Origin of the sequence: Plastoroseomonas arctica (genome assembly GCF_018128965.1) — a bacterium.
GTDB classification, from domain to species: Bacteria; Pseudomonadota; Alphaproteobacteria; order Acetobacterales; family Acetobacteraceae; genus Plastoroseomonas; species Plastoroseomonas arctica.
Genome location: NZ_JAAEDH010000008.1, coordinates 70,157 through 87,825, shown reverse-complemented (window position 1 = coordinate 87,825; position 17,669 = coordinate 70,157). Strand labels below are relative to the sequence as shown.

Genomic DNA, 17,669 nt, shown 5'->3' with positions numbered 1-17,669 from the left:
GGTCAAGCCTAGCGGCGGAGTTCCATTTGGATGGGGCCTTCGCGCTCGCCATTCGCGAACTGGTCAACCATGGCGTTGCCGGTGTGGCCGAGCTCCGCGGCCGGGCCGTTCCAGATGATGCGGCCCTTGAACAGCATGGCCGCCTCATCCCCGATGCGCCGTGCGCTGGCCATGTCGTGCGTGATGGAGACGGCGGTCGCGCCAAGTTTCTGGACGCAGTCGCGGATCAGCCCGTCGATTACGGCGCCCATGATCGGGTCGAGGCCGGTGGTGGGTTCGTCGAACAGGATGATGTCGGGCGTGGCGGCGATGGCGCGGGCCAGCGCCACGCGCTTCTGCATGCCGCCGGAGAGTTCCCCGGGTGAGAGGTCGCCGACGGAGGCGGCCAGGCCGACCTGCGCGAGCACCTCGGCGGCCTTGTCGCGCGCCTTGGCGCGTGTGATGCGGTTCTGCGCGAGCAGCTTGAAGCAGACGTTTTCCCAGACCGGCAGGCTGTCGAACAGCGCGCCGTTCTGGAACAGCATGCCGATACGATCATTCACCGCTTCGCGCTCGCGCGCGGGCAGAGCGAGGATGTTGCGACCATCGATTTCGATCGTGCCGGCATCGGGCGTGATGAGGCCGAGCAGGCACTTGATGGTCACGGACTTGCCCGAGCCCGAGCCGCCGAGAATGACCATGGAGCTGCGGGCGGGGACGTCGATATCGACGCCGTCGAGAACCTGCTTGCCCGCGAAATTCTTCTTCAGGCCTCGAATGCGGATCTTGGGCTCGCTCATCGCGCGAAGAACAGCTCGGTCAGGACATAGTCGAGTGCGAGGATGAGGATGGAGGAGGTGACGACGGCGGAGGTGGTCGCCCCGCCCACGCCCTGGGCGCCGCCGCGGCTATTGTAGCCGCACCAGCAGCCCATCAGCGCGATGATGAAGCCGAAGACGGCGGCCTTCACCAGCCCGCTCATCACGTCGCTGAACTGCAAAAAGTCCATCGTCGCCTTGAGGTAGGTCAGCGAGGAGAAGCCCAGCTTCGCGGTACCGATGATCCAGCCGCCCATCACGCCGAGCACATCGGCGACGATAACCAGCAGCGGCATCGCGAGCGTGCCGGCGAGCAGGCGCGGGGTGACCAGGTATTTCTGCGGGTTGGTGGAGAGTGTGGTCAGCGCGTCGATCTGGTCGGTGACGCGCATGGTGCCGATCTCGGCGGCGAAAGCCGCGCCGATGCGGCCGGCGACCATGAGGCCGGCGAGGACCGGACCAAGTTCGCGCGTGATGGAGAGCACCACGACGTTTGCGACGGCGCCTTCCGCGTTGAAGCGCGCGAAGCCGGTGTAGGACTGCAGCGCCAGCACCATGCCGGTGAAGATCGCAGTGAGCGCGACCACCGGCAGGCTGAAATACGCAATCTCGATGAAGTGGCGCAGCACCAGGCGCCCATAGAAGGGCGGCCGCGCGAGGTGCGAGACACCCTCGACGGCGAATAGCGCGACAGCACCGACGCCGCGCGCCATCCCGATCGCGGAGCGCCCGATCGCGGCCACCCCGTCGAGCACGATGTCGAGCGGCTTGCGGCGCGGCGCGGCCTCGGCGGCGGCGCTCATGCCGGCGTGTAGACGCGCACGTAGCGGGCGCCGAGGGAGGTCAGAATTTCATAGCCGATAGTGCCGCAGGCGGAAGCGAGGTCGTCTGGCGTGCATCCCGACCCGCCGATCAGCGTGATGTGCGAGGCGTCCGTGATCTCGGGCCTGTCGGTGACGTCGAGCGTGATCAGGTCCATCGAGACGCGGCCCACCAGCGGCACGGGCCTGCCGCCGTGATCGGCGGATGCTCGGCCCGAGAGAGAGCGGAGATAGCCATCCGCGTAGCCCGCGGCAATGGTGGCGATGCGCGAGGGCCGGGAGGAACGCCAAGTCGCGCTGTAACCGATGGTCTCGCCGGCGCCGATGTCGCGGATCTGGAGCACCGGGATCTCAAGGCGCAGCACCTGGCGCATCGGATTCGGTGCGCCCGGAGTCGGGTTGACGCCGTAAAGCGCGCAGCCGGGCCGCGCGAGGTCAGAGACGAAGCCGGCGCCGAGAAACAGGCCGGAGGAATTGGCGAGGCTGCGCGGCACACCGGGGCACATCGCGGCGGCCTGTGTGAAGCGGGCGCGCTGGGTGTCATTCAGTGCGTGCGCCGGCTCATCCGCGCAGGCAAGGTGCGTCATCACATAAGCGAGGTCGAGCGACGCGCGCAGCGACGCATCCTCGGCCAGCGCGGCCTGCTCGCGCGCGTCGAGGCCGAGGCGCGCCATGCCGGTATCCAGGTGCAGGATGGCGCGTCGGCCACGATGGTCGCGCACGTCGCCGAGCGTGTTGAGCACCGGGGTGAGGTGTGCATCCTCGTCATCGCCTGGCCTGAATCCGTTCAGCACCGCGATCATCGGGCCAGGGCCAAGGGCGTCGCGCAGCGCCATGCCCTCCTGCAGATGCGCGACAAAGAAGCTGTCGCAGCCGGCTGCGCGCAATGCCTGCGCGACCGGACCCGCCCCCAGCCCATAGCCATCCGCCTTCACCACGCCGGCGACCTTGCCCGGCGCGTGCAGCGCGCAGAGATCCCGCCAATTCGCGACGATGGCGCCGAGATCGACGATCAGCCGCCCGCGCGGATCAGTCGCCATAGCCGGGCGCGTTGTGCTCTGTGTCGAGGTTGGCGAAGCGGGTGAACTCACCCTCGAAATACAGCGGCACCATGCCGGTCGGGCCGTGGCGCTGCTTGGCGATGATGAGCTCGGCGATGTTGTGCACGCGCTCCATGTCCTGCTGCCATTTGTTCAGCGCGTCCTGGAACTTGTCCTCGGAATCGAACGCCATCTGCTTCGGTGTGCGCTGCGCCAGGTAGTAGTCGTCGCGATAGACGAACATCACCATGTCGGCATCCTGCTCGATGGAGCCGGATTCGCGCAGGTCCGACAGCTGCGGCCGCTTGTCCTCGCGGCTTTCGACCGCGCGCGAGAGCTGCGACAGCGCGATGACCGGAACCGACAGCTCCTTCGCGATCGCCTTCAGCCCCTGGGTGATCATCGAAATCTCCAGCACGCGGCTTTCCGGCCGGGTGCCGGCGGCCGGGCGCATCAGCTGCAGGTAGTCCACCACCACCAGGTCCAGCCCCTTGGTGCGTTGCAGGCGGCGGCAGCGCGTGCGCAGCGCCGAGATGCTGATCGCCGGCGTGTCGTCGATGTAGAGCGGCATCGAGCCGATCTCGCGGCTGACTTCGACGAACTTGTCGAAGTCGCGCTGGCTGATCTCGCCGCGGCGGATGCGGTCGCCGGAGATGCGCGATTCCTCGGAGAGCAGGCGGGTGGCGAGCTGGTCCGCGCTCATTTCCAGCGAGAAGATCGCCACACCGCGCTTGGGGACCGCCATCGGATCGATGTCGCGCGCCTCGCGCATGATCGCGCGCGCGGCGCCGAAGGCGATCTTGGTTGCCAGCGCCGTCTTCCCCATGCCCGGCCGCCCGGCGATGATGACGAGGTCGGATGGGTGAAGCCCGCCGGTCTTCGCGTCGATGTCGCGCAGCCCCGTCGGCAATCCCGAGACCCCGCCCGGCGTTGAAAACGCGCGCTCGGCAAGCTCGACCGCGTTGGTCAGCGCCTTCTCGAAGGAGACGAAGCCGCCCTCGTTGCCGCCATCCTTGGCGAGTTCGAACAGCGTCTGCTCGGCATTCTCCAGCTGGCCCTTGGCGTCCAACTCGGCCTCGGCACCGAAGGCATTGTTGACGATGACCTCGCCCACGTCGATCAGCTGGCGGCGCAGCCAGGCATCGAACACCACGCGGCCATATTCGCCGGCGTTGATGATGCCGACCATGGCCGTCAGCAGCTGCGAGAGATAGGCCGCGCCACCCACCTCGGCGAGAATGCCCGAATGCTCGAACTCCGCGCGCAGCGTCACGACATCGGCGAGCTGCCCGGCCTCGAGTCGGCGCTGGATCGCGCGGTAGATGCGGCCATGGATGGGATCGGCGAAGTGGTGCTCGGCGAGGAATTCGCTGACGCGCTCATAGGCCTTGTTGTTCGCGAGGAGCGCACCGAGGAGCGCCTGTTCCGCCTGGGTATTCGTGGGCGGCATGCGGAGGGACTGACCGAGGCCCCCCAGAGGTTCAATGCTGTTCATCGCCGCATTGTAGCGCATCGCGCCCGGCGTTGGAGCGCCACCCCCTGTGGATCACGGGGATGGAATGCCACCGCGTGGTGCCGACCGCACAGCCAGCACCAAGAACCCAAAACAAAAGATTGGGGGTCCGGGGGAAATTCTCTTCCCCCGTCTTCCTCAATCCTGCAGCGCCGCCCCGATCTCAAGCTCCGCCGCCAGCTCGGCCTCGAGCGAACGCTCCTCTTCCTCCGCCGCCGCGGTGAGGCTTTCGCCGCGCGCCTGCTTCTCGGCCTCTTCGACCGAGCGCGCGACGTTCACCGTTACCGGGATCGATACCTCCGGGTGCAGTGCGACGCGCACCGTGGTTACGCCAAGCGTCTTGATCGGCTGTTCCAGCAGCACCTGGTCGCGGTCGACCTTCAGGCCGCCTTCGGTGCAGCCGGCCGCGATATCGCGCGCGGTGACCGAGCCGTAGAGGCTGCCGGACTCACCGGCCGTGCGGATCAGCACGACCGAGAGGCCGGAGACGCGCTCGGCGATGCGCTCGGCTTCGGCGCGACGCTTGAGGTTCTGGGCCTCGAGCTGGACGCGCTCGCTTTCGAAGCGGGCGATGTTCGCCTTGCTCGCGCGGATCGCCTTGCCGGAGGGCAACAGGAAGTTGCGCGCGTAGCCGGGCTTCACCTTCACCAGCTCGCCCATCTGGCCGAGCTTTTCGACGCGCTGCATCAGGATAATTTCGATCATGTGGGCTTGCCTCCGCGGGGTGCGCGCGGCACCCACTGGTCGTAAAGGCCCAGCGCCACGGTGGCGGGGGCCATGAGTTGCAGAAAGATCACCATGGCGAGGTAGTAGCCGGCGATCACGAAGCGCCTGCCCTGCAGCGCCGCCGCGCGGCGATGAACGCCGGCAAGGCCCTGCCAGAAGAAGGGCAGCAGCAGGATGAGGAAGGCGGAGAAGGCCAGCGGGTCGTCCTGGGCCACGATCCAGAAGCCGGCGGCCAGCGCCGGCAGGACCGCGTACCAGCCCGGCAACCGCGCCGAACCCCAGCCAGGTGCGGGCAGTGCCGCCATGCCGAAGCGCGTCAGCAGACGCTGCGCCATCACCGCATTCGCGACCCAGACCGCGCTCATCCAGAAGGCGATGAGCGCCGCCTTGAGGCGCACGAGCAGTTCGACCATCGGCTCCACGCCCGGCATGTCGAGCAGCGCAATGACATTGCGCAGCATGCGCTCCATCACACCGGCCAAGCCCCCGGGATGTTCGGCGAAGGCGAGCGCGGCCCAGATCAGCAGGGCCAGCGGATAGATGCCGAGTGCCGCCATCGGCAGGCCGAGCGTGACGCCGTCGCGCCGCATCGCCAGAATCGGCAGGAGTGCCGCCGGTATGCCGATGATCGCGAGGAAGAACACCACCGAAAGACCGCTCGCGAAGGCCCATAGCAGGACACTCGAGAGCAGCAGCGCGCCGATCGCGGCGAGCGGCCCGGCCGAAAGCCCCGCCGCCAGGATCGGCAGGGGCGCCAGCCAGAGCATCAGCGTGCCGCCGGGCAGGCCGCGCATCGCCCACAGCGCCACCGCGGCCGCGAGGAATCCCCCCGCGCCGGCGGCGAGCCACCGGGGTTCGGCCGTGATCGGTCCGGACGGTTGTGCGGCCATGGCCGTCATCTCAGTCGTTGATGACGTAAGGCAGAAGGGCGAGGAAGCGGGCGCGCTTGATCGCCTGGGCGAGCTCGCGCTGCTTCTTGCCGGACACCGCGGTGATGCGGCTGGGCACGATCTTGCCGCGCTCGGACAGGAAGCGGCTGAGAAGGCGCACATCCTTGTAGTCGATCTTCGGGGCGCCGGGCCCGCTGAACGGGCAGGACTTGCGGCGGCGATAGAAGGGACGGCGGGCGCCGACAGCGGGGCGCCGCGCGGCGGGTGTCATGTCAGTGGTGTCGGACATTGGGGATCAATCCTCGCCCATCATGTTGTCGCCATCCTCGCGCGGACGGGCACGGTATTCCTCGCGGTCGTCGCGCTCCCGCCCGCCGCCGGTGCGGCCGGAGCCGAAGCGGCCGGGCGGACGTGGCCCACGGAAGCCGCGGTCGCGCTCACGCTCCTCGCCACGCTTGGACAGGATCGCCGAGGGGGCCTCGTCGATCGCGTCGATGCGGATGGTCATGGAGCGCAGCACATCCTCGTTGAGGCCGAGCTGGCGCTCCATCTCCGCGAGCGCGGGCGCGGGCGTCTCCATGCCGAGCAGCATGTAGTGGCCCTTGCGGTTCTTCTTGATCCGGTAGGCGAGGCCGCGAAGGCCCCAATATTCGCGCTTCTTCACTTCGCCGCCGCCTTCCGCCACGATGGCGGCCGCCATTTCGGCAATGGCTTCGACTTGCGCTTGCGTGACGTCGTTCCGTGCGATGAACACGGTTTCGTAGAGCGGCATGGATGCTCCCTCCGGCTGTCTCAGCCCTGGGGCCGCGTGGCGACATGCCGCGCGGCGCAAATGGACATAGCCGGGTGCGATGCCTTCGCCCCCGGCAGGGAAGCGGGGCGTAGAGCAGTTTTGCGCGGGCAAGTAAAGCGGCATCGCCGCAGCAGGAACGCCACGGCCTCGCGCCGCGCCCGGCGGGGCCGGCTCGAGCGAGCCTAGGCGCCGGGCAGCGCCGCGGCCGATGCGGGCAGCCGGAAGGTGAAGCAGGTCACGGTCTCGTCCGAGACCAGGTCGATCGTCCCGCCATGCACGCGCGCGATTTCCGCCGCGATGTAGAGGCCGAGCCCGAGCCCCTGTTGCCCGGCCCTGACCTCGCCGCGCGAAAACGGACGGAACATGCGCTGCCGCACCGCGGGAGGGATGGACGCGCCCTCATTGGCGACCGAGAGCGTGAATCCCCCGGCGTCGCTGCGCGCCTCGACGACGACCGGCGCGTCGGCCTTGCCATGGACCAGCGCATTGCCGAGCAGGTTGGCGAAGAGCTGGGTTACGCGCGCGACGTCGGCCACCACGGGCGCGGCAAGGTCGAACCGCGCCTCGATTGCGCGGTCCGGTTCGATGACGCGCATCTCGTCGATGACGTGGCGCAACGCACGCTCCATCCCCGATGTCGCCGCGGGCAGAATGTCGATGCCGGCGCCCATCCTCGCGTGGGCGAAGTCGAGCACGTTCTCGACCAGCTTCGCCATGCGGCCCAGCGTGGCGAACATCATGCCCGCGATGCGCTGCGCCTCGGCTTCGTCGCGGGCACCCTGCAGCAGGCGCGTGCCGGACACCATGGCGGCGATGGGATTGCGCAGGTCGTGGCCCAGTATGGCGATGAAGCGGTCGCGCTCCTCGGCCTCGGCGCGCTGCTCGGCCAGGAGCGCCTCGGCCGCATCCGTGCGCCCGATGGCGTCGAGATGCATCGCGATGAGGCCGGCGAACATGGTGAAGGTGCCGATGATCTCTGGGCTGCGCAGGCGCGCCGGCGCGCGGCCGAGGGCGCAAAGCGTTCCGAAGAACTGTCCGTCGGGCAGGATGATCGGCACCGAGATGTAGCTCTCGAAGCCATAGGCCGACGGGATGGGATGGTCCTTGTACACCGGGTCGAGCGAGGCGGCGTCGATCACCACGGGTTCGTTGTGCCGGCGGACGGTGTCGCAGAATGTCGCCTCGATCTGCAACTCGCCGCCGGATTTGAGACCGAAGCCGACCTGGTCATGCACGGCGCAGGCCACCCAATGCTCGGCGGTGACGCGCGCGATGGTCGCGAAACCCGTCCCGGTCAGGCGGCAGACGGTATCGAGGATGGCGGGCACCACATCGATCCGCTGCACGGTCTGGATAGCGTGGCTCAACGTCATTACGATAGCATTCCTTGACGAAATACCCTGCATGACATTCGATCCGCGCGCCAGTATCGGCGTGCCGGCGCCGTGGCGAAGCGTTGACAGGCCGGCTCGCGGGCCGCTACGCCCGCCGGCCAGTCATCGGGACGGAAACACAATAGTCATGGCCCTCGCCTTCGTATTTCCCGGCCAGGGAAGCCAGGCCATCGGCATGGGGCGGGATCTTGCCCTTGCCTTCCCCGCCGCGCGGGAGGTCTTCCAGGAAGTGGATGACGCGCTCGGCCAGCACCTGACCAAGCTCATGTGGGAAGGCGAGCCGGACGCGCTGACGCTCACCGCCAACGCACAGCCGGCGCTGATGGCGGTCTCGATCGCCGTGCTGCGCGTGCTGGAGCGCGAGGGCGGGATCGACCTTGCTGCACGGGTCGCGCTGGTTGCGGGACATTCCCTCGGCGAATATAGCGCGCTCACCGCCGCGCGTTCGTTCGGTGTCGCGACGGCGGCACGGCTGTTGCGGGCGCGCGGCGAGGCGATGCAGGCCGCGACACCCGAAGGCATGGGCGCGATGGCCGCGCTGCTCGGCGCGGATCTGGAGCAGGCGCGGGCCTTGTGCGAAAGCGCCGCGCTGGACCCCGAGACGGAGCAGGAGGAGGTGATCCAGGTCGCCAACGACAATGGCGGCGGCCAGATCGTCATCTCCGGCCACAAGGGCGCCATCGACCGTGCGATCGCAGCAGCCTCCGCGGCCGGCATCCGCCGCGCCATGCTGCTGCCGGTCTCCGCGCCGTTCCATTCGGCGCTGATGGCGCCGGCCGCGGCGACCATGGCCGATGCCCTGGGCGCCGCGACGATTTCGCCGCCGGTGGTGCCGCTGGTTGCCAACGTGACCGCGGCGAAGGTCACCGATGTCGACGAGATCCGCCGCCTGCTGGTCGAGCAGGTCACCGGCAATGTGCGCTGGCGGGACTGCATCGCCGCGATGGTGGCGATGGGCGTCACGCGCTTCGTGGAGCTCGGCGCCGGCCGCGTGCTGACCGGGCTGATGAAGCGCAATGCGCCCGACGCGACGGCCAGCGCGCTGGGCACGCCGGCCGACATCGAAGCCTTCCTCAAGACGCTTTAGGCATCCGGCCCAGGGCCGCGCCCTGGAGCCGCTTTTTTAGGAGCTGCCGCCAATGTTTCGCCTGGACGGAAAAGTGGCCCTCATCACGGGCGCCACCGGCGGCATCGGCGCCGCGGTCGCCCGTGCCTTGCATGGCGCCGGCGCGACCGTCGCCATCACCGGTCGTCGTGCCGCCGAACTGGACGCGCTGGCCGCCGAGCTGGGCGAGCGCGTGATCGTGGCCCCCGCCGACCTTGCCGACCCCGCCGCGCCGGCAGCACTCGTGGAAAAGGTGGAGAAGGAGGGCGGTGCCCTCGACATCCTGGTGAACAATGCCGGGTTCACCCGCGACATGCTCGCACTCCGCATGGGCGATGCGGATTGGCAGGCGGTTCTGGACGTGGATTTGACGGCGCCGTTCCGCCTGGCCCGCAGCGCGCTGCGCGGCATGATGAAGAAGCGGTCCGGGCGCATCGTGTCCATCGCGTCCATCGTGGGCGTCACCGGCAATGCCGGCCAGGCCAACTACGCCGCCGCCAAGGCCGGCCTGATCGGCATGAGCAAGTCGCTGGCGCAGGAGGTGGCGACGCGCGGGGTGACGGTGAACGTGGTCGCCCCCGGCTTCGTGAAGACGGCAATGACGGATGCCCTGGGGGAAGGCCCGCGCACGGCGTTGCTGGCGCGCATCCCGACCGGGCGGATGGGCACGCCCGAGGACATCGCCGCCGCCGTGGTCTATCTCGCCTCGGCTGAGGCGGGCTGGGTGACCGGGCAGACACTGCACGTCAATGGCGGCATGGCGATGATCTGAAGCCTGGCCGACGGTCCGCCATGCCCGCACCCCCCTTGACCCGGTACCCCCTGACAGCCTAGGCCGCACCTTCGTTCCATGGTAAGCGCCGCCCGCTGTGGGGGGGATGCGCGCTGGGGCCGATGGTTCCACCATCGGTCGGCCGTGCCGAGAACCCCCCGCGAGACCGATCAGAACAAGCGGGCCCAGCCCGCGAGATGGAGAGAGTGATCCCGATGAGCGAGACCGCCGAGAAGGTGAAGAAGATCGTCGTCGAGCATCTCGGCGTCGAGGAATCGAAGGTGACCAACGAGGCGTCCTTCATCGATGACCTGGGCGCCGACAGCCTGGACACGGTCGAGCTGGTGATGGCCTTCGAGGAAGCCTTCGGTGTCGAGATCCCCGATGACGCGGCCGAGAAGATCACCACGGTGAACGACGCGATCAAGTACATCGAAGCGCAGCAGGGCGAAGCCGACAAGGCGTAAGGGGTTCGGTCAGCGTGTTTCAGCATGGTTCGTCATCGCGTCGTGTCGTGGTCACCGGCATGGGGATCGCTTCGCCGCTCGGGATCGGTGTCGAGCATGTCTGGAAACGGATGCTGAATGCGGAGAGCGGCATCGCCGCGATCCAGAATTTCGACGTCTCGGCCCTGCCCGCAAAGATCGCGGGCCAGGTGCCGCAGGGGTCCAAGACGGAGGGGAAGCTCGACATCGGCGAGTGGATCCCGCTCAAGGACCAGAAGAAGATGGACCGCTTCATCCAGCTCGCCCTCGTCGCCGCCACCGAGGCGGTCGAGGATAGCGGCTGGATGCCGGGCGAGGACGAGGAAGAAGCGCGCTGCGCCACCGGCGTGATGATCGGCTCGGGCATCGGCGGCCTCGAATCGATCTACGAGGCGGCGCAGGTCGTGGCGGCTGGCCGTGCGCGGCGGCTGTCGCCCTTCTTCATCCCCTCGGCGCTGATCAATCTCGCCTCGGGGCATGTCTCGATCAAGTACGGCTTCAAGGGTCCGAACCATGCGGTGGTGACGGCTTGCGCCACGGGCGTGCATGCACTGGGCGACGCGGCGCGGCTGATCGCGCTCGGCGATGCCGACGTGATGGTCGCCGGCGGTGCCGAGGGGGCGGTCAACGATATCGGCCTCGCCGGCTTCTGCGCCGCGCGCGCATTGTCGACCGGCTACAACGACACCCCCGTGCTGGCGTCGCGCCCCTGGGACGAGGACCGCGACGGCTTCGTCATGGGCGAAGGCGCCGGTGTCGTCGTGCTCGAGGAGTACGAGCACGCGAAGGCGCGCGGCGCGAAGATCTACGCCGAGGTGATTGGCTACGGCATGTCGGGCGATGCGCACCACATCACCGCCCCGTCGGACACCGGCGATGGCGCCTTCCGCTCCATGCGCGCAGCGTTGCGCTCGGCCCGCGTCGAGCCCGAGGGCGTGCAGTACGTGAACGCCCACGGCACCTCGACACCACTCGGCGACGACCTTGAGCTCGGTGCGGTCGAGCGGCTCTGGGGCGATGCGGGTTCCAAGCTCGCGATGTCGTCGACCAAATCCGCGATCGGCCACCTGCTCGGTGCCGCCGGCGCCGTCGAGGGCATCTTCTCGATCCTCGCGATCCGCGACCAGGTTGCCCCGCCGACGCTGAACCTGCACAAGCCCTCGCGCGAGAGCATCATCGACCGGGTGCCGCGCGAGGCGCAGCAACGCCCGATCGAAGTGGCGCTGTCGAACAGCTTCGGCTTCGGCGGGACCAACGCCTCCATCGTGTTCCGCGGGGCGCCGTAGCGGCGGTCATGGCGGAAGGCCTTCGCAGGCGCTTTCCGGTGAAATTCCTGGCCTGGCTGTTGCTGCCGGCGCTGCTCGGCCTGATCGCGGCCGGCGCGGCGTTGCACACCTATCGCACCGCCGGTCCGCTCTCCGCACCCATGCAGGTGGTGGTACCGCGCGGAGGGCTTTCGGTCGCCGGCGAGGCGCTGGAGCGCGAGGGCGTCGTGCAATCCGCCCGCGCCTTCACGCTGGCCGCCTGGGTCACACGCGCCGAGGGTCCGATCCGCAGCGCCGAGTTCGCCATCCCCGCGGGCGCGAGCCTGGAGGATGTACTGTCGATCCTGCGCGACGGCCGCCCGGTGCAGCGCCGCCTCACCATCCCCGAGGGGCTGATGGCGCGCCAGATCGCCACCCTCGTCGAGCGCACCGAGGCGCTCAGCGGCGAGACGCCCTCCCTCGCGGAGGGTTCGGTGCTGCCGGAAACCTACGCCTTCGCCTACGGAGATCAGCGCGCCGCGATCCTGCGCCGCGCTGAGGAAGCGATGACACGCGCGCTCGCCGAGGTCTGGGCGTCCCGCGCCGACGGCCTGCCGCTCGCCAGCCCGCGCGAGGCGCTGGTGCTGGCCAGCATCATCGAGCGCGAGACCGGCAAGCCGGAGGAGCGCGCCCGCGTGGCCGGCGTTTTCATCAACCGGCTGCGACGCGGCATGGCGCTGCAATCCGATCCCACCGTCGCCTATGCCGCGGCCGATGGCGCCGTGCTGGATCGGCCACTGACCCGCGCCGACCTCGACCGCGACCACCCCTTCAACACCTATCGCAACCGCGGCCTGCCGCCGGGCCCCGTCGCAAGCCCCGGGCGCGAGAGCCTGCGCGCCGCGGTGCAGCCCGAGGTGCATGACTTCCTCTACTTCGTGGCCGATGGCAGCGGCGGCCACGTCTTCGCGCGCACGCTCGAGGAGCACAACCGCAACGTGGCGCGCTGGCGCGAGGTGGAGCGGGCGCGGCCGCCGCGCCCCTGAGCCAAGCCTAACGCGCGTCCTGCGCCTTGGCCGGGAAGCGCCCCATCAACGCACCGATCCAGCGCGGCGGCAGGGCGCCGAGCAGCCGGGCAGCGGCGTAGAGAGGCCAGGGATAGGCGATGCGCACCCGGTCGCGCGTTATGCCGCTCAGCGTGCGGCGCGCGGCATCCGCGGGCTCCATCAGGAACGGCATCGGGAAGGCGTTGCGCGCGGTCATCGGCGTGCGGATGTAGCCCGGGCAGACGGCGTGGACGCGCAGGCCTTGGCGCCGCGCGCCGGGATCCGCCGCCTCGGCCCAGGCGCGGATGGCGAATTTGCTCGCGCAGTAGGCCGGCGCGCCGGGGGCGGCGATGAAGCCGGCGATGGAGGCGATGACCGCGACGCGGCCGCGCACGCCATCGGCGCCAGGCGGCTGCATTGCCATGATGGCGAGGGCGGGGATGGCGGTGTTGAGTGCCCCCTGGACATTGGTCTCGATGATCGCGCGGGCTTGGTGCGCCGGCTCGGCGAGGCCTCCGGTGCCGGCCGAGATGCCGGCATTGGCGATGACCAGGTCCAGATGCCCGGCCGCGCGCAGATGCGTCTCTGTCGCCGCGGCGTCGCGGACATCGAGCATGGTCTCCTGCACGGTCGCGCCGCACGCGCGGCAGGCGTCCGCGCTCGCGGACAGCCTTGCCGGGTCGCGCGCGCTCAGGTGCAGGGTCACGCCCGGTGCCGCCAGCGCCTCGGCCAGCGCCCGGCCGAGGCCGGAGGAGGCGCCCGTGATGGCGACCGAGCGCCATGGATAGACCATGCCTTGCATCCCTCCGCGCGGCGTCGGAAAAGCCGCTGATGACCGAAACCCTCGCCTCAATGACCGGCTTCGCGCGCGCTTCGGGCCCGCTTGCCGACGGCACCTCCTACGTTTGGGAAATCCGCAGCGTCAATGGCCGCAACCTCGATGTGCGGCTACGCCTGCCGCCCGGTTCGGACGGGCTGGAGGCGAGCCTGCGCGAGGCCGTGCAGCAGCGCCTCAAGCGCGGCAATGTCTCCGCCACGCTGACCCTGAAGCGCGAGGAGCGGGCGCCGCGCCTTGCCCTGGACGTCGCCGTGCTCGACCAGTTCCTGGCACTGGCGCTCGATGTCGCCGCGCGCATACCCGGCGCCGCGCCGCCGCGCGCCGAAGCGCTGCTGACGCTGCCGGGCGTGCTCAAGGGCGCCGAGACGGTCGTCGACGAGGCGGCGGAAGCGGCCAAGGCGCACGTCGTCGCGGCGGGCTTCCTCGAGGCACTCGCGGGTCTGGAGGAGTCGCGCCGCGCCGAGGGGGCGAAGCTGGCCATCATCCTCGGCACGCTGCTTGGCGAGATCGCCGAGCTCTGCGCCGCGGCTGCGGGTGAGGCCGCGCTGCAGCCCGCGGCGCAGCGCGCCCGCCTCACCGAACAGCTCGCGCAGCTGCTCGACGGTGAGCGCCGTGTGCCCGATGACCGGCTCGCCGCGGAGGTGGCGCTGCTCGCCAGCAAATCCGACGTGCGCGAGGAGCTGGATCGTCTCGCGGCGCATCTGGAGCAGGCGCGCGCGCTGCTCGGCTCGGGCGTCGCGATTGGGCGAAAGCTCGATTTCCTCACCCAGGAATTCGTGCGCGAGGCCAATACGCTGTGCTCGAAATCGGCGACCGTCGCGCTGACGCGCATCGGGCTTGACCTCAAAGCCGCGATCGAGCGGCTGAAGGAGCAGGCCGCCAATGTCGAATGAGGCGCCGGGCTCCGCGCACTCACGTCGCGGGGTCTGCCTGGTGATCGCAGCACCTTCGGGTGCCGGAAAATCCTCGGTCGCGCGCGCGCTGCTGCGCAGCGAGCCGGCGCTGACGCTCTCGGTGAGTGCGACGACGCGTGCGCCGCGCCTCGGCGAGATCGACGGCACGGATTATTTCTTCCGCGACGAGGCCGCCTTCCTTGCCATGGTCGCGGGCGGCGAGATGCTGGAGCACGCACAGATCTACGGCCGCCGCTACGGGACGCCGCGCGCGCCGGTGGAGCAGGCGCTGGCGAACGGGCGCGACGTGCTGTTCGACATCGACTGGCAGGGCCACCGCCAGCTGCGGGCGGCACTGCCTGGTGATGTGGTGGGCCTGTTTCTGTTGCCGCCCTCGCTCGCGGAGCTGGAACGACGCCTTGCCTCGCGGGGCCAGGACAGCCCCGCCGAAGTGGCGCGTCGGATGGAAGGCGCGCGCGCCGAGATCAGCCACTGGTCCGAATTCGACCACGTGCTGGTGAATGACGACTTCGAAACGACAACGGCCGCGGCCCGTGCCGTTCTCCAGGCGGCGCGCAGCGTCCCGGCGCGCAGCCAAGGCATCGCCGAGCTCGCGGCTATGCTGCTGGCTTGAGCCAACGGCGATCTGGAGCGTCTTTCTCGTGATAGTTGCATTCGCTGCGACGTCGCACTTGAACTCGCGACCGAATTCGGAGAGTTTCTGCCAGCGCGTATTTCCGCGACGGTCAGGTCCAATGCCCACCAGCTCTGAACTGAAGTTGTGGCGGCTGATTCCTCGCACGCTCGCGACGCATCCAGAGGTCTGGGCGTGCAGCCGTTTCGACGGACCTTGCGAGGTCGTCGCCGGTTCGGAACGCCGCGCGCGCTTCAAGGCAGCTGGCGCCTTCTGCCTGCCCGTGGCACCCAGCGAAGGCCCCGCGATCTGCCCCTGGATGGACGCCGAGCATGTCGGCGCCGAGCTGATCCAGCAGGCCGTGCGTTCGGCGCCGGGTATCGTCAGCCCCGCCTTCGGGCACACGACGGCGATTGCGGCGGCGCCGGAGTCACAGTGAACGGGCGAGCAGCCCTTGCGCCAGGCGATCGAACTCGGCGACGCTGAGCGTCTCGGCGCGGCGGTCGCCGGCGATGCCGGCCTCGTCCAGCAGGCGATCGGCCTCGCCGAGGCTCTTCAACGATCCGCGCAGCATCTTGCGCCGCTGCCCGAAGGCGGCAGCGGTGACACGCTCCAGCGACGCGAACAACGCCGGCGACGGCGGATCGGGGTGCGGCGTCAGGCCGACCACGGCGCTGTGCACCTTGGGCGGCGGCGTGAAGGCACCAGGCGGCAGGCGCAGCAGCATCGCGCATCGGCAGCGCCATTGCGCGAGCACGGAGAGCCTTCCGTATCCCTCGCTATCGGGTGCGGCGGTGATCCTCTCCGCAACCTCCTGCTGGAACATCAGCACCAGCGCCTTGAAGCAGGCGGCCTCCTGCATCCAGCGCACCAGCAGCGGCGAGCCGATATTGTAGGGCAGGTTCGCCACCACGACGCGCGGGGCCGGCAGCAAGGTCGCGGTGTCGAGCTTCAAAGCGTCGGCCTCGATGACGCGAAGGCGATCTGGATAGGCGGCCTGCAATTCCGCCAGCGCCGCGATCGCGCGGCGGTCGATCTCCACCGCGGTGACGCTCGCTGCCTTGGTGTCGAGCAGGGCGCGCGTCAGCCCGCCCGGGCCGGGGCCGATTTCCAGCACGTGCCGGCCGGTGAGGTCGCCTGGCTGCGCCGCGATGCGCGCACAGATTGCCGGGTCGAGCAGGAAGTGCTGGCCGAGCGATTTTCTTGCGTCCAGCCCATGCCGGGCAATCGTCTCGGCGATCGAGGGCAGTGTTCCGCTCGGCGCCGCCACTAGCCGCGTTGCTGCGCCGACGTCGTCGCCCGCATCTCGATCTGCGCGCGCCGGCGCAGGTCGCGCTGCACCTGGCGCGAGAGCAGCTCGGCGCGGTCGCGCACGAGCTGGGTGCGGACCTGCTCGGGCGTGATCTCGGCGAGGTTGCGCGTCTCCCGGCCGCAGACCATCAGCACGATGATGCCCTCCGGCGCGATGATCGGTTCCGATGCGCGACCGGGCGCGAGCCCGGCGAGCAATTCACGGAACTGCGGCGGATTGACCTGCTCGAGGCGGATCGGGCCGGGGTCCGCCGGGCGCGGGCTGCCGCGCGACGCGGCCTCCATCGCGTCGCAGCTGCGTGCACTGGCCTGCAGTGCGCGGGCACGCTCGACGACTTCGATCTGCTGCGCCGTGGGTGCCTGTGGGTTCAAGGGCGAGGTGAAGGGCATGTAGACCTGCCGCACGCTCAGCAGCGTCGCGTTGTCGCGCCCGCTCTCACGCTTCTGGCGCAGGGCCACGATCTGCCATCCACCGGGCACGCGGATCGCGTTGCTCACCGCGCCGGGCGGCATCTGGGTGACGATGCGGGCGACCGCGGGGTCCAACTGGTCGGCCTTCACCCAGCCAAGGTCGCCGCCCTGCAGCGCGGTCTGCGCCTGGCTGAACTGCGTGGCCGCGACGGGGAAGGCCAGGCCGCGACGCAGCCGGCCGATCACGTCGTCGACGAAGGCCTGCGCCTCGGCGATCTGGGCCGGGTTGTCGACGGGGATGAAGATTTCCGAGACCTGGAACTCGGCCTCGCCGATGCGGGCGCGTGCGGCCGTCAGCGCCTCGTTCACCTCGGAGGGCGAGGGCTCGCCTTGCGGGCCGAGCAGTGCGCGCAGCAGCCGGCCCCAGCCGATCTGGACGCGCAGCTGGTCATACATCACCCGCGGCTCGACCCCGGCGCGGCGGAGGTCTTCCAGCAGCTTGCCGCGCGTCATTCCGTTGCGCTCCTCGATGCCGGAGAGCGCCTCGGCGATCTCCTGGTCGGAGGTCGCGATGCGGCGGCGGTTCACCTCCTGCAGGCGCAGCCGCTCATCGATCAGCAGGCGGAGGATCTGCGCGTCGAGGCCTGCGGTCGCGGACTCGTCGGTGCGCAGCCCGGCGCTGAGCGCGAAGAGGCGCCGGCGGCTCTGCACGTCGGAGCGGGTGATGATGTCGCCATTGACCACGGCGAGGATGCGGTTGGTGTTGCCGGGGGAGGGCGTCCCGCCGCCGGGCTGCGCGCCGCCGGGCTGCGCCATCGAGCCCGCGAGCGGTGCCATCAGGGCAAGGAGGAATGCAATCGGGCGGAGGATATGGACCATGCGGGCGTTCTTAGCGCCTCCGGCTGCCCCGCGACCAGCCCACAGCCGTGCCATGCAGCATGGCCGGGCGCCGGACC

The 17,669-nt window shown here is 69.8% G+C and carries 20 protein-coding genes; 8 read left to right on the top strand and 12 right to left on the bottom strand.

Annotation, left to right across the window (positions count from 1 at the left end; genetic code table 11):
* Positions 1-8: 8 nt before the first annotated feature.
* The 9 genes from GXW79_RS08935 to GXW79_RS08895 form a co-directional block, all read right to left on the bottom strand.
* On the bottom strand, positions 9-779 hold the full coding sequence (locus GXW79_RS08935) for an ABC transporter ATP-binding protein (protein WP_211874034.1): 771 nt from the start codon (positions 777-779) through the stop codon (positions 9-11).
* Positions 776-1,600, bottom strand: coding sequence for an MlaE family ABC transporter permease (locus GXW79_RS08930; RefSeq protein ID WP_211874033.1), 825 nt, complete (start codon positions 1,598-1,600; stop codon positions 776-778). The genes GXW79_RS08935 and GXW79_RS08930 overlap by 4 nt, the downstream gene beginning before the upstream one ends.
* Positions 1,597-2,658 (bottom strand): alanine racemase, encoded by a 1,062-nt coding sequence (gene alr / locus GXW79_RS08925; RefSeq protein ID WP_211874032.1) that lies wholly within the window; start codon positions 2,656-2,658, stop codon positions 1,597-1,599. Before alr ends, GXW79_RS08930 begins: the two co-directional genes overlap by 4 nt.
* The gene (locus GXW79_RS08920) at positions 2,648-4,153 is read right to left on the bottom strand and encodes a replicative DNA helicase (RefSeq protein ID WP_211874031.1); all 1,506 of its coding nucleotides are present in this window, start codon (positions 4,151-4,153) and stop codon (positions 2,648-2,650) included. Before GXW79_RS08920 ends, alr begins: the two co-directional genes overlap by 11 nt.
* Before the next feature lie 156 nt (positions 4,154-4,309).
* Entirely contained in the window at positions 4,310-4,876 is a 567-nt protein-coding gene (rplI, locus tag GXW79_RS08915; protein WP_211874030.1) for a 50S ribosomal protein L9, read from the bottom strand.
* Positions 4,873-5,787, bottom strand: coding sequence for a hypothetical protein (locus GXW79_RS08910; RefSeq protein ID WP_211874029.1), 915 nt, complete (start codon positions 5,785-5,787; stop codon positions 4,873-4,875). Before GXW79_RS08910 ends, rplI begins: the two co-directional genes overlap by 4 nt.
* A 10-nt stretch (positions 5,788-5,797) precedes the next feature.
* Positions 5,798-6,076, bottom strand: coding sequence for a 30S ribosomal protein S18 (rpsR, locus tag GXW79_RS08905; RefSeq protein ID WP_211874028.1), 279 nt, complete (start codon positions 6,074-6,076; stop codon positions 5,798-5,800).
* Positions 6,077-6,082: 6 nt separating this feature from the next.
* Positions 6,083-6,559, bottom strand: a complete 477-nt coding sequence (gene rpsF, locus GXW79_RS08900; protein WP_211874027.1) for a 30S ribosomal protein S6 — start codon at positions 6,557-6,559, stop codon at positions 6,083-6,085.
* Between the two features lie 203 nt (positions 6,560-6,762).
* Complete coding sequence (locus tag GXW79_RS08895) at positions 6,763-7,953, bottom strand: GAF domain-containing sensor histidine kinase (RefSeq protein ID WP_211874026.1); 1,191 nt, start codon at positions 7,951-7,953, stop codon at positions 6,763-6,765.
* Between the two features lie 148 nt (positions 7,954-8,101).
* Here GXW79_RS08895 and fabD point away from each other — a divergent pair, with 148 nt between their 5' ends.
* From fabD to mltG, 5 genes are all read left to right on the top strand, one after another.
* Positions 8,102-9,061: an ACP S-malonyltransferase gene (gene fabD, locus GXW79_RS08890; protein ID WP_211874025.1), complete on the top strand. Its 960-nt coding sequence runs from the start codon at positions 8,102-8,104 to the stop codon at positions 9,059-9,061.
* Positions 9,062-9,113: 52 nt separating this feature from the next.
* On the top strand, positions 9,114-9,851 hold the full coding sequence (fabG, locus tag GXW79_RS08885) for a 3-oxoacyl-[acyl-carrier-protein] reductase (protein WP_211874024.1): 738 nt from the start codon (positions 9,114-9,116) through the stop codon (positions 9,849-9,851).
* A gap of 215 nt (positions 9,852-10,066) precedes the next feature.
* Complete coding sequence (locus tag GXW79_RS08880) at positions 10,067-10,318, top strand: acyl carrier protein (protein WP_211874023.1); 252 nt, start codon at positions 10,067-10,069, stop codon at positions 10,316-10,318.
* A 14-nt stretch (positions 10,319-10,332) separates the two neighbouring features.
* Positions 10,333-11,622: a beta-ketoacyl-ACP synthase II gene (fabF, locus tag GXW79_RS08875; protein WP_211874022.1), complete on the top strand. Its 1,290-nt coding sequence runs from the start codon at positions 10,333-10,335 to the stop codon at positions 11,620-11,622.
* Positions 11,623-11,660: 38 nt separating this feature from the next.
* Positions 11,661-12,626, top strand: a complete 966-nt coding sequence (gene mltG / locus GXW79_RS08870; RefSeq protein ID WP_367614853.1) for an endolytic transglycosylase MltG — start codon at positions 11,661-11,663, stop codon at positions 12,624-12,626.
* 7 nt (positions 12,627-12,633) lie between these two features.
* Here mltG and GXW79_RS08865 read toward each other — a convergent pair whose 3' ends face one another.
* Positions 12,634-13,419 carry an SDR family NAD(P)-dependent oxidoreductase gene (locus tag GXW79_RS08865; protein ID WP_367614852.1) on the bottom strand — a complete coding sequence of 262 codons (786 nt, stop codon included), beginning with the start codon at positions 13,417-13,419 and terminating at the stop codon, positions 12,634-12,636.
* A gap of 38 nt (positions 13,420-13,457) precedes the next feature.
* Here GXW79_RS08865 and GXW79_RS08860 point away from each other — a divergent pair, with 38 nt between their 5' ends.
* The 3 genes from GXW79_RS08860 (at position 13,458) to GXW79_RS08850 (ending at position 15,430) form a co-directional block, all read left to right on the top strand.
* Positions 13,458-14,357 (top strand): YicC/YloC family endoribonuclease, encoded by a 900-nt coding sequence (locus GXW79_RS08860; RefSeq protein WP_211874019.1) that lies wholly within the window; start codon positions 13,458-13,460, stop codon positions 14,355-14,357.
* Positions 14,347-14,991, top strand: coding sequence for a guanylate kinase (gene gmk, locus GXW79_RS08855; RefSeq protein WP_211874018.1), 645 nt, complete (start codon positions 14,347-14,349; stop codon positions 14,989-14,991). Before GXW79_RS08860 ends, gmk begins: the two co-directional genes overlap by 11 nt.
* Positions 14,992-15,112: 121 nt before the next feature.
* The gene (locus GXW79_RS08850) at positions 15,113-15,430 is read left to right on the top strand and encodes a hypothetical protein (protein ID WP_211874017.1); all 318 of its coding nucleotides are present in this window, start codon (positions 15,113-15,115) and stop codon (positions 15,428-15,430) included.
* Here the strand turns inward: GXW79_RS08850 and rsmA are convergent.
* Complete coding sequence (gene rsmA, locus GXW79_RS08845) at positions 15,422-16,261, bottom strand: 16S rRNA (adenine(1518)-N(6)/adenine(1519)-N(6))-dimethyltransferase RsmA (protein ID WP_211874016.1); 840 nt, start codon at positions 16,259-16,261, stop codon at positions 15,422-15,424. The genes GXW79_RS08850 and rsmA overlap by 9 nt on opposite strands.
* Positions 16,261-17,592 (bottom strand): peptidylprolyl isomerase, encoded by a 1,332-nt coding sequence (locus GXW79_RS08840; RefSeq protein WP_211874015.1) that lies wholly within the window; start codon positions 17,590-17,592, stop codon positions 16,261-16,263. The genes rsmA and GXW79_RS08840 overlap by 1 nt, the downstream gene beginning before the upstream one ends.
* Positions 17,593-17,669: the final 77 nt, after the last annotated feature.

Coding starts and splice junctions, on each gene's coding strand:
- GXW79_RS08880 (WP_211874023.1), top strand. CDS start 10,067: ATGAGCGAGACCGCCGAGAAGGTGAAGAAGATCGTCGTCGAGCATCTC.
- GXW79_RS08935 (WP_211874034.1), bottom strand. CDS start 779: ATGAGCGAGCCCAAGATCCGCATTCGAGGCCTGAAGAAGAATTTCGCG.
- GXW79_RS08895 (WP_211874026.1), bottom strand. CDS start 7,953: ATGACGTTGAGCCACGCTATCCAGACCGTGCAGCGGATCGATGTGGTG.
- gmk (WP_211874018.1), top strand. CDS start 14,347: ATGTCGAATGAGGCGCCGGGCTCCGCGCACTCACGTCGCGGGGTCTGC.
- GXW79_RS08920 (WP_211874031.1), bottom strand. CDS start 4,153: ATGAACAGCATTGAACCTCTGGGGGGCCTCGGTCAGTCCCTCCGCATG.
- GXW79_RS08840 (WP_211874015.1), bottom strand. CDS start 17,592: ATGGTCCATATCCTCCGCCCGATTGCATTCCTCCTTGCCCTGATGGCA.
- GXW79_RS08930 (WP_211874033.1), bottom strand. CDS start 1,600: ATGAGCGCCGCCGCCGAGGCCGCGCCGCGCCGCAAGCCGCTCGACATC.
- fabG (WP_211874024.1), top strand. CDS start 9,114: ATGTTTCGCCTGGACGGAAAAGTGGCCCTCATCACGGGCGCCACCGGC.
- fabD (WP_211874025.1), top strand. CDS start 8,102: ATGGCCCTCGCCTTCGTATTTCCCGGCCAGGGAAGCCAGGCCATCGGC.
- rplI (WP_211874030.1), bottom strand. CDS start 4,876: ATGATCGAAATTATCCTGATGCAGCGCGTCGAAAAGCTCGGCCAGATG.
- GXW79_RS08850 (WP_211874017.1), top strand. CDS start 15,113: ATGCCCACCAGCTCTGAACTGAAGTTGTGGCGGCTGATTCCTCGCACG.
- GXW79_RS08865 (WP_367614852.1), bottom strand. CDS start 13,419: ATGGTCTATCCATGGCGCTCGGTCGCCATCACGGGCGCCTCCTCCGGC.
- rpsR (WP_211874028.1), bottom strand. CDS start 6,076: ATGTCCGACACCACTGACATGACACCCGCCGCGCGGCGCCCCGCTGTC.
- GXW79_RS08910 (WP_211874029.1), bottom strand. CDS start 5,787: ATGGCCGCACAACCGTCCGGACCGATCACGGCCGAACCCCGGTGGCTC.
- alr (WP_211874032.1), bottom strand. CDS start 2,658: ATGGCGACTGATCCGCGCGGGCGGCTGATCGTCGATCTCGGCGCCATC.
- rpsF (WP_211874027.1), bottom strand. CDS start 6,559: ATGCCGCTCTACGAAACCGTGTTCATCGCACGGAACGACGTCACGCAA.
- GXW79_RS08860 (WP_211874019.1), top strand. CDS start 13,458: ATGACCGAAACCCTCGCCTCAATGACCGGCTTCGCGCGCGCTTCGGGC.